The 10,387-nt window shown below is 43.3% G+C and carries 8 protein-coding genes; 4 read left to right on the forward strand and 4 right to left on the reverse strand.

Annotated features, from left to right (window positions below):
• Window positions 1–139: 139 nt before the first annotated feature.
• The 4 genes from RMY31_RS06350 to RMY31_RS06365 form a co-directional block, all read right to left on the reverse strand.
• Entirely contained in the window at window positions 140–772 is a 633-nt protein-coding gene (locus tag RMY31_RS06350) for an ABC transporter substrate-binding protein (RefSeq protein WP_322665514.1), read from the reverse strand.
• On the reverse strand, window positions 741–1,541 hold the full coding sequence (locus RMY31_RS06355; RefSeq protein WP_322665512.1) for an ABC transporter substrate-binding protein: 801 nt from the start codon (window positions 1,539–1,541) through the stop codon (window positions 741–743). Before RMY31_RS06355 ends, RMY31_RS06350 begins: the two co-directional genes overlap by 32 nt.
• 188 nt (window positions 1,542–1,729) lie before the next feature.
• On the reverse strand, window positions 1,730–3,088 hold the full coding sequence (locus tag RMY31_RS06360) for a serine/threonine-protein kinase (protein ID WP_322665509.1): 1,359 nt from the start codon (window positions 3,086–3,088) through the stop codon (window positions 1,730–1,732).
• 200 nt (window positions 3,089–3,288) lie between these two features.
• Window positions 3,289–4,302, reverse strand: a complete 1,014-nt coding sequence (locus tag RMY31_RS06365) for a LysR family transcriptional regulator (RefSeq protein ID WP_322665506.1) — start codon at window positions 4,300–4,302, stop codon at window positions 3,289–3,291.
• Window positions 4,303–4,515: 213 nt separating this feature from the next.
• Between RMY31_RS06365 and RMY31_RS06370 the strand changes: the two genes are divergently transcribed.
• The 4 genes from RMY31_RS06370 (at window position 4,516) to ndhD1 (ending at window position 10,140) form a co-directional block, all read left to right on the forward strand.
• Window positions 4,516–5,232 (forward strand): NnrU family protein, encoded by a 717-nt coding sequence (locus tag RMY31_RS06370; protein ID WP_322665504.1) that lies wholly within the window; start codon window positions 4,516–4,518, stop codon window positions 5,230–5,232.
• Window positions 5,233–5,647: 415 nt separating this feature from the next.
• Window positions 5,648–6,034: a thioredoxin family protein gene (locus RMY31_RS06375; RefSeq protein WP_322665502.1), complete on the forward strand. Its 387-nt coding sequence runs from the start codon at window positions 5,648–5,650 to the stop codon at window positions 6,032–6,034.
• A gap of 237 nt (window positions 6,035–6,271) precedes the next feature.
• On the forward strand, window positions 6,272–8,359 hold the full coding sequence (locus RMY31_RS06380; protein WP_322665555.1) for an NAD(P)H-quinone oxidoreductase subunit 5: 2,088 nt from the start codon (window positions 6,272–6,274) through the stop codon (window positions 8,357–8,359).
• Between the two features lie 206 nt (window positions 8,360–8,565).
• Window positions 8,566–10,140: a photosynthetic/respiratory NAD(P)H-quinone oxidoreductase subunit D1 gene (ndhD1, locus tag RMY31_RS06385; RefSeq protein WP_409877484.1), complete on the forward strand. Its 1,575-nt coding sequence runs from the start codon at window positions 8,566–8,568 to the stop codon at window positions 10,138–10,140.
• The last annotated feature ends 247 nt before the right edge of the window (window positions 10,141–10,387 follow it).

The raw sequence follows: 10,387 nt of genomic DNA on the forward strand, positions 1-10,387 counted from the left end.
ACACTTTCAGCCAATTTTGTAAAGACTTGGGTGGTGCTGACTGAAACCGAAAAGTAGACCACCCACTAGTCTGCGAAAAAATTTATAACGTATCAGGCAGTAAGTGAATGTACTTTCAGCCACACTAGAAAGTATCTAGTTACTGTAATGGCTCAAAGTCATACCCAGTGCGAGAGCGAGTCCCAGGAACTATTTTCACAAGCTGAACTGAGGTATTGCGATCGCCTGAAGGTAAAAACCGAACTGCACCAGAAGCACCACTGGCAGAAAAGTCAGAAGATGAAAGTGCTTGTTGTACTCCCGAACGTGTAGGATTGCGTTCTAACGCGGCAATTAATGCTCGCGTAGCATCGTAGGCCAAAGCAGTTCGCCAACTAACATCAGCTCGCCACAGCTGCCGCGACTTCTGGGGAAAATCTGACTGAGAATTACCTTTAATGTGCCAAGGAACTGCTAACACCATATCCACAGCTTGTTCCCTGCCAACTTCTAAAGTTTTAACTGTATAAATATCATCTCCCCCCAGTAGATTTAACTTTTTCTGGTTAATCTGAACTACTTGCAGTGCTTTGTCCAAAGTCTCAGCATTAGCTGCTAACATTAACACTTCTGCACCTTGCTTCGTGGCTTGTTCTATACTTTTAGCTGCACTAAAATCCGTTTTGGATAAATCAAATTCGCTTGACACCTGTCCACCCTCTAGGGAAACTGATGAGACAAATTCAGACTTTAAAAACTGACTATAGTTGCTTTGGGAATTGAAGAAAACCACAGCATTTTTTTTCTGCAATTTTTTTTACCATATAGTTAGCCAAGCTTCTAGCCGCCATAAAATCACTGGGAACCGTGCGAAAAACGTAGCGACTGAAGTTAGAAATTTTCACGGAAGTGCTAGTAGGGGAAATGGCTACAAGCTGTTCGGCATTATAGATATCGCCTGCGGCTAAGGTAGCATCGCTGGTATTAGGACCAACGACACCTAATACTTGCTGATTTTTAACTAAGCTGACAGCGATTTGTTTAGAGATGGCTGGATTGTCATTATCGTTTGCTATTCCTACTTTTAAAGGTACTCCCTTAATTGCCCCAGAGGTATTAACTTCATTTTGAGCTTGGGCAATGCCACGTAAAATTTCTAAAGCAACATTGGGGTCAGTACCTACTGGTAAAGATGCAACAATCGTATAGTTTTTGCCAGAACCAATGCGAGCATTATTCAGATATATCACTGCTTCTGGATCGTTAAGTTTGAGTTTGAGAGAGGATTCCAGATTGGTAATCGCTTTAGCATAATTTTGAGCGGCGAGCGCCTGTATACCCTCTTTTTTGAGGGGAGTAATGTCACCTGTAATTAAAGTTTTTTCCCCAAAGCTCATCCGTTCTTGTATTGATAAATTGCTGTCATTTTTCTGATTGGAAGTGAGGATATTAAGGTTGCCTCCAGAATTTTGATTAGCAAACCACCACGCACCAACGCCAACTATTCCAACTGTCAGCACTAGGGCTAAGGCTAAAACCGCAGTTTCATTCTTTTGTGACATGAATTAAGTTTTTATAAGGTAATGTATGCTTATTATTTAAATATTCTGTCAAATCAACCGCTGCGATCGATTTTTGACGAGTTTTGTCATACTAAATATTTTTTACGAAAAACTATAAATAGCCAATATTCAGTAATTATGAGTACTTAGAAGCCAATGCGTTGGTGGCTGTTAGCACCAGAAGTTTTTTAGAGTATCAAAGATAATAATTTATAAATCAGTCGAAATAGTGCTGTAACTGCAATAGCTACTAATCCTGCTGCCACTGCTAAAATAACCACTTGTTGAATAATAATACCCCCTCTTAAAAAGGGAATAAAAAAGATAATAGCAAAAGTAATACCCGGAATAATTAATAAATCAAACTTTTCAATCCAACGTTTGGTTTGGGCAAAAATCAGTAACCCCACAATTACAGATGCAACACTCAAAGTAATTATTGGTGATTTCAATAAACTCAACAGGGCGATCGCTATTAATGCTCCCTCAAACCCACTAAATGCCGCTCCACCTAACAATTCCCAGGTTGAAAAAGCACTTTTAGTTTGTAATGGCGGCTGTGATTTTGGTTGTGGTAAAACTGTTGCAGGTATCAATCCGTGAGACAGAGCTTGGAGAACCTCATCAGCTGATTGAAAGCGTTGATTGGCAGCTGGCAGAAGCATTTTATCTAAAATATCAGCCAAGCGATGGTTAACACTTACTTGTCTTCGCCATTGCCATTGGTTACTGTAAGCATCAAATAGCGTTTTTGCTTCTTGGCCTGTAAGCAAGTTCAGAATAGTTACAGCCAAAGCGTACAAGTCTGTAGATGGAAATACTTGATTCCCAGCCATTTGTTCCGGTGGTGCAAAACCCATAGAATAAATGCCAGTGGAAGAGCCAGCTCCGCCCGCTGGAGCATTAGTTACCTGCTTAACTGCGCCAAAATCGAGCAAAAAAAGTTTGCCATCCCGACGGCGCATGATATTGGAGGGTTTGATATCTCTGTGGATAATACCTCGATTGTGGACAAACTTTAGTACTTTCAGGATTTCTTGCAACACTTCCAAAACTTGCTGTTCAGAAAATTTTCCCTTTTGAACTAATTCTTCCTCTAAGTTTTGCCCATCGATGTATTCTTGCACCAAGTAAAAAAACTGGTCTTCCTGACCTAGTTGCAAGCTAGGAACAATCACAGGAAAAAAAGCAAATAAGTCAGGTATTTGCTCGTGTTCGTTGCCTATTTGTGCTAATACTTCTGCTTCTCTCTCAAATAGCTGTTGCGCTAGTTGTAATTGAGTTGTATTTAAATTTCCTACAGGTTGAAACTGTTTAACTACGCACGATCGCATTCCGGGAATCCGGCGATCGCGTGCTAGGAACGCTGCTCCAAACCCACCCTTTCCCAACAACTTGATGGGTACGTATCGACCATCAAGCATCAGTGGCATTCCACAACTAGTGCAGTATTTTTGCTGCGTAGTTTTCAGCGTTGTAATGTCATCTAAATCCGCAAAATAATTTTGTGGGCGTGGGCAGTGTGGACGAGTGCAGTAAACTTCCATTGTTTTGTCCTTGGTCAGTTGTCAGTTGTCAGTTGTCAGTTGTTTTTCTACTGACTACTGACTCTTGACTTTTGAACGCCAGTTTATACAACGGAACGGCACTTCCTACCCTGCGGGAAGCCGTTAACGCGTCTACAAGTCGGCACCCAATGGAGTGCCTTGGGAACCTCCGCACGCAACTGGCTCCTCTTGACCAGATATTAACCGTCGTTAGAAGAGGTGGGAGTTGCTGCATCCAATGTATTTGCCACTAGCTTTTTTTGTGATGATTTTAACATGTCGTGATTCCATTCTGGGGTAGAAAACTGGGGCAAAATTTCTTGACTAAAGGCTTCTGCGGCCTTGGATCTATAGCGATTTGGATTAAAAATCAGCCATAGCGTTCGCTTGACAACAACGCCTTCAATTGGGGTGCAGTGCAGTACACCCATTTGTAATTCTTTAGCGATCGCGCTAGTTGAGACAAAGGCAGCTCCCAAACCAGATTGCACGGCATTTTTAATTGCTTCTATGGAATTCAGTTCCATTTCAAATTTAAAGCGCCTTGTATCAATCTCACAACGCGCTAGCACTTGGTCAATTACTTTGCGGATAGTCGATTGGGAATCTAAAGCAATGAATTGTAATTTATATAAGTCTTCTTTTTGGATTGTTTCCAGTTTGGCAAAGGGATGAAAGACTGGCAGAATCAACGCTAGTTCATCTTCTGCATAGGGAATAATTTCCAACGATTCCGCCAACTCGCCTGGAATCTCCCCACCGATGATCGCTAAATCTACCTGTCCGTTAGCTACGCTCCAAGCAGTCCGTCGGGTAGAGTGGACGTGCAATTGTACTGCCACATCTGGATACTTTTGTCGGAATTGACCGATCATTCTGGGTAAAAGATAAGTGCCGGTGGTTTGAGAAGCGCCGACAATTAAAGTACCGCCTTGGAGATTTTGTAAATCCTCAATGGCGCGGCAAGTTTCTTGACACAGACTGAGTATTTTTTCACCGTAACTTAAAAGTAGATGCCCTGCTTCGGTTAATTGTGCGCGTCGTCCTCCACGGTCAAATAAGGGAACATCCAGCTGCCGTTCTAGATTTTGGACTTGTAAACTCACGGCAGGTTGGGAGACGTAAAGGCTATCAGCAGCGCGCTTGAAGCTCCCTTCTACAGCGATCGCTTTCAAAATACGTAACTGATCTAAAGTGAAAGGAAGGTCAGACATAAGGCTCAACCCACAAACTTTGAAAGGAGCAGCTTTGGCAACAAACCCTGTTTCATAGCTTGAAAGCTGTACATGATTTGTTGCATTTTAAACTTGGAGGCTTTACTCGAAAAAGACAATACCATGACATCTTGACTAAAGTCCCCTGTTGAATACTTTGTGGTATTGGTTGTACTGAATTAACTTTTCTTTAAATTACTTCACCTAATGTATATGATGTTTAATCCTTGGTTGACTCCCAGTCATTTTGTCATGTTGGGATTACAATTAGCTTTCGCGATCGCTCACAGTGGTGGAGCCGCCATCCGCCCTTGGGTAGAAAAATACATTGGGTCAAGGCTTTATCGCATTGTCTTTGCATTAGTAAGTTTACCGTTGGCTGGAATCCTAATTATTTACTTTTTTAACCATCGTTATGATGGGGTGCAACTGTGGCAGGTGCAAGGTGTACCAGGGGTACAGGCTTTAGTCTGGGTGTTGTCAGCGATTTCATTTTTGTTTTTGTATCCTGCCACATTCAATCTACTAGAAATTGCTGCTATTCAAAAGCCTCAAGTCCACCTCTATGAGACAGGAATTATTCGCATCACCCGCCATCCCCAGATGGTAGGACAAATAATTTGGTGTATTGCTCATACTCTATGGATAGGTACTAGTTTTACCCTTGTGACCTCCATTGGGTTAGTGTTACACCACTTATTTGGGGTTTGGCATGGCGATCGCCGCTTGGCCTGTCGCTATGGAGAAGCCTTTGAAATTGTCAAACAGCGCACCTCAATAATTCCCTTTCAAGCAATTATTGACGGTCGTCAATCTATCAAATGGCAGGAATTTCTCCGACCTGCCTATTTAGGAGTCGCTATTTTTGTCGCTCTGCTTTGGTCCTCGCACCCCCTTTTGCTGAACGCAACTAGTAGGATAAGATGGTAATTTTAGACGATCCCCAGTATCACAAGAAAATACTAATCAAATGAAAATTTCTACTTATCAATTGCTACCGAATCAATGTAGGATGAATTGAAACAGCTGTTAGTGGGGGTGCGCTCAGTCAGTTGATTATTTTATAGTGGTATGGCGCTAATCAATTGCCTTTGCAGGGAAGTAAATGGCATAGCAGTCTAAATTCCATTTAGAGCAACAACAGGACAGTCAGAAGTTGCAAAAACAGAGGAGCCACCTTGAAAGTAGTGCTGGCTTTTTTGTTAGAGCCGGAATCAATGCTGTAATAGTTGCACAATAGTCTTGTCCCTGAGAAGTTTTATAGGCACTGATTGGCTTACTGATTTCTCCTGCTGATAGCTAGTTTTGATTTTTGATATTAAAACCCTATAATTCTAGAGGCGTCATGGTGTTGTCGGTTAGTGAGCGGACATTTACTCAAGAAGTTTTAGAATCTCCAGTTCCCGTTTTAGTAAATTTTGAAGCACCTTGGTGTGGTTTATGTCGCATTATTCACCCTCTGTTGTTGCAATTTCAAGCTCAATGTGGCGAGCAAATTAAATTAGTTGGGGTTAACGCTGATGAAAATTTCAAACTTGCTAATACTTATAGACTAAAGTCACTGCCGACTCTCATCTTGGTGGAAAATGGAACCGTCCGGCAACGCCTAGAAGGATTTCGAGGCAGAGAAGACTTGCGTCTGGCTTTAGAGGAAATTCAACTCACTTACGGCAATCGCTCTAAAGCATACACTACATCAAAGACAGCAGACTTAGAATGTCGTTCGGCATGAACAAGGATTGGGTATTGGGAATTAAAAATTTAAGGATTGGAAACTAGAGATTAAAAAAAAAGAATTTTTCCCAATCCCCAGTCTCAAATAGCCAATACCCAGTCCCTAAATATAAAACCATGTTTAATTACCCCACCCAAAGCTCATTGGGTGGGGTATTTTATGCTAAAGGGTGTGTGTCACAATTATTAACAGTTGCGCTAAGTTAGTCAAGAATTCTAAAAGTACGCGTCAGTGATGGAAGTAATCTATGAATATGCCTGGCTGATTCCGGTATTACCTCTTCTTGGGGCAATGCTGGTCGGTCTAGGGTTAATCTCGTTAAATCAGGTGACAAACCGCCTACGGCAGCTGAACGCCGTAGTCATTATCTCCCTGATGGGAGCAGCGATGGCGCTGTCGTTTGCTTTGCTGTGGAGTCAAATTCAAGGACATCCAACTTATATCCGCACTCTAGAATGGGCAGCAGCAGGTAATTTTCACCTGACCATGGGCTACACGATTGACAATCTAACAGCCCTAATGCTGGTGATTGTAACAACGGTAGCTTTGTTAGTCATGGTTTATACCGACGGCTACATGGCTCACGACCCAGGATACGTGAGGTTTTACGCCTATCTCAGCTTGTTTGGATCTTCAATGTTGGGTCTGGTGGTCAGCCCCAACCTCGTGCAGATTTATATCTTCTGGGAACTGGTCGGGATGTGTTCCTACTTGCTGGTTGGCTTCTGGTACGATCGCAAATCAGCAGCTGATGCAGCCCAAAAAGCATTTGTGACCAACCGCGTGGGCGACTTTGGTCTGTTACTCGGCATTCTCGGGCTTTATTGGGCAACAGGAAGCTTTGATTTTGGAGTCATGGGCGATCGCCTCGCTCAACTCGTAGAATCAGGTTCTGTGAGCAATTTTTTCGCCATCCTATTGGCGATTTTAGTTTTCTTAGGCCCAGTTGCAAAATCCGCTCAATTCCCCCTGCACGTCTGGCTACCGGACGCAATGGAAGGCCCCACCCCCATTTCTGCCTTAATCCACGCGGCAACGATGGTGGCAGCAGGTGTTTTCCTGATTGCCCGGATGTACCCAGTTTTTGAACATGTCCCAGCAGCAATGAACGTAATTGCCTTTACGGGGGCATTTACGGCGTTTTTGGGTGCAAGCATTGCCATTACCCAAAATGACATCAAAAAGGGCTTGGCTTACTCCACCATTTCCCAATTGGGTTACATGGTGATGGCGATGGGCATCGGTTCCTACAGTGCTGGATTGTTCCACCTCATGACCCACGCTTATTTCAAGGCGATGCTGTTCTTGGGTTCTGGTTCGGTAATTCACGGCATGGAAGGAGTTGTCGGTCACGACCCCGCCTTGGCGCAGGATATGCGGTTGATGGGCGGACTGCGAAAGTATATGCCCATCACGGGAACTACTTTTTTGATTGGTTGCTTGGCAATTTCTGGTATCCCGCCTTTTGCTGGTTTCTGGTCAAAAGATGAAATTTTAGGGAAAGCTTTTGAAGCTAACCCAGTTCTCTGGTTGATTGGCTGGCTAACTGCCGGGATTACTGCTTTCTACATGTTCAGAATGTATTTCATGACATTTGAAGGCAAATTCCGAGGTACCGACGAGAAAATCAAAGAAAAACTCAAGAAGGCAGCGACAATTGTCCTGGAGTTAGAGTCAGAAGAACCAGTGCCTGTTTTTGGGCCTGGGGCAATGAAACACGGTGAATTAGCAGCAACTGGCGGACATCATGACTCCCATGACTCCCACGGTCATCACAGCGATACTCCCCACGAGTCGCCGTGGACAATGACTCTGCCGTTGGCGCTTTTAGCAGTGCCTTCGATTTTCATTGGTTTGGTAGGTACACCCTACGCCAATTACTTTGAGGAGTTTATTTATCCTCCTAATGAAGTTGTAGAAAAAGTTACCGAATTCAACGCGACAGAATTTTACGTGATGGCGGGGGCTTCAGTTGCTATTTCCTTGGTTGGCATTACTTTGGCTTTGCTGATGTATTTGCAAAAGAAAATTGACCCAGCTGCGATCGCTGCTAAAATCAAACCACTTTACGAGTTATCTCTCAACAAGTGGTACTTTGATGACATTTACCATCGCGTCTTTGTCCTCGGCTTACGTCGCGTAGCTAGACAAGTAATGGAAGTTGACTACCGCGTTGTCGATGGTGCTGTTAACCTTACAGGCTTTTTCACCTTAGTCAGTGGCGAAGGTCTGAAATACCTAGAAAACGGTCGCGCTCAATTCTATGCCTTGATAATATTTGGGGCTGTGTTGGGCTTAGTGATTGTCTTTGGTATTACCTAACGTAGACGTAAATGTTACGTCTTGAAAATGAGGAGCCAACAATTAAGTTTTACTAAGATGAAGGCGGGGGTAAGTACTTGAACTGTCTTCATCTTTCTTTATTTTTATTAAATCAACCTAACATTGAAGGCCAAACCCCCAAAAAGCTGCTAGTTAATAGCTAGTGACTTTTTGCCAAACATGATTTTGATTGCAGACGAATTGTGATGAATACAGCTAATTTCCCGTGGCTGACGACAATTATCTTATTACCGATAGTCGCGTCACTACTGATTCCCATCATCCCAGATAAAGACGGCAAAACAGTGCGCTGGTATTCCCTGATTGTAGGGTTGATAGATTTCGCACTGATTGTTTACGCTTTTTATACTGGTTACGATTTCTCCAATCCCGATTTGCAACTGGTGGAGAGTTACCCCTGGGTACCACAACTAGATTTGAATTGGTCAGTAGGGGCTGATGGCTTATCTATGCCCCTAATTATTTTGACTGGATTCATCACCACATTGGCGATTTTAGCAGCTTGGCCTGTGACGTTTAAGCCGAAGCTATTTTACTTCTTGATTCTGGCGATGTATGGCGGTCAGATTGCCGTGTTCGCCGTCCAGGATATGCTGTTATTTTTCCTGGTGTGGGAACTGGAACTGGTACCGATATACTTTCTGCTATCGATTTGGGGAGGTAAGAAGCGGCAATATGCAGCGACAAAATTTATTCTATACACTGCTGGCGGCTCGCTGTTTATTTTGCTGTCTGCCCTGACAATGGGATTTTACGGCGATACAGTCACCTTTGATATGCGATCGCTCGCCCTCAAAGACTACGTCCTGAATTTCCAGCTTTTACTTTATGCTGGGTTCTTGATTGCCTACGCCGTCAAGTTGCCTATCATTCCTTTGCATACCTGGCTACCCGATGCCCACGGTGAAGCTACAGCTCCCGTACACATGTTACTGGCAGGTATTCTGTTGAAAATGGGCGGTTACGCCTTGATTCGGATGAATGCCCAAATGCTACCGGATGCTCACGCTTATTTTGCGCCAGTGTTGGTGGTTTTGGGGGTAGTTAATATTATCTACGCAGCCCTGACATCCTTTGCCCAGCGCAACCTGAAGCGGAAAATTGCTTACTCCTCAATTTCTCACATGGGCTTTGTCACCATTGGTATTGCCTCCTTCACGGATTTGGGATTGAGTGGGGCAGTACTGCAAATGGTATCTCACGGTTTAATTGGGGCAAGTTTGTTCTTCCTTGTCGGCGCGACTTACGATCGGACACACACCCTGATGTTGGATGAAATGGGCGGTGTCGGTAAGAGAATGCGGAAGATTTTCGCCATGTTCACTGCTTGTTCGATGGCATCTTTGGCGTTACCAGGAATGAGTGGTTTTGTGGCAGAGTTGATGGTGTTTGTCGGCTTTGCTACCAGCGATGCTTATAACCCTACATTCAAAGTCATCGTCGTGTTTTTGATGGCAGTGGGAGTAATTTTAACTCCGATTTATTTGCTATCAATGTTGCGAGAAATTTTCTACGGCAAAGAGAACGAAGAATTAGTTTCTCACCAAGCACTGATAGATGCCGAACCGCGTGAAGTGTTTATCATCGCTTGTTTGCTAGTACCAATTATTGGTATTGGTTTCTATCCGAAATTGCTAACTCAAATGTACGACTCTACAACTGTACAATTGACGGCAAGGTTGCGTGACTCTGTACCAACATTGGCACAGCAAAAAGAAGCGCCAGAAGTTTCTTTGAGTGCGCCAGCAATTGGTAATTAGCTAGCGATTGATAGTTAAAATTCATATTGCTTTGAGGGTGGGTTTGATACCTGCCCTCTTTTTATATATTAATTATTGTTAGATTCAACGGGGAATAGGGAACTATATTTACAGCAGTTCCCGGTGTTATGAGGTACAGTAACAGCAATTAGTAAACCAATTTTTTAAATCTTGAGGATTCATTAAGTTGAGTGCAACTGAGATTACTGTATCAACCATTTTTGTTGTAGTTGGAGCAAAACTGCGT

This window comes from Dendronalium sp. ChiSLP03b (genome assembly GCF_034531165.2).
In the GTDB taxonomy this organism is placed as follows: Bacteria; Cyanobacteriota; Cyanobacteriia; order Cyanobacteriales; family Nostocaceae; genus Dendronalium; species Dendronalium minutum.